This is a genomic window from Prauserella rugosa (assembly GCF_000719975.1).
In the GTDB taxonomy this organism is placed as follows: domain Bacteria; phylum Actinomycetota; class Actinomycetes; order Mycobacteriales; family Pseudonocardiaceae; genus Prauserella; species Prauserella rugosa.
Genome location: NZ_JOIJ01000085.1, coordinates 1 through 233, shown reverse-complemented (window position 1 = coordinate 233; position 233 = coordinate 1). Strand labels below are relative to the sequence as shown.

The following is a 233-nucleotide window of genomic DNA, read 5'->3' as shown; positions in this document are numbered from 1 at the left end:
TGGGCGACCGCGAACGAGTAGGCCGATGCGAAGCGAGGCCGAAGGGGGTCCGGGGGCGAAGCCCGCCGGCCTGGGGCGTGGGGGGCTGGGCCCCCACAGCAAAGCGAAAGAGACCCCTGTCCACACATTCCGTGGACAGGGGTCTCCCGATCTCTGTAGCGGGGGCAGGATTTGAACCTACGACCTCTGGGTTATGAGCCCAGCGAGCTACCGAACTGCTCCACCCCGCGTCG

At 67.8% G+C, this 233-nt stretch carries 1 tRNA gene; it reads right to left on the bottom strand.

From position 1 onward, the window contains the following. Nucleotides 1-156 precede the first annotated feature (156 nt). Nucleotides 157-230: transfer RNA gene (locus tag IF64_RS0125005), tRNA-Met, on the bottom strand. Nucleotides 231-233: the final 3 nt, after the last annotated feature.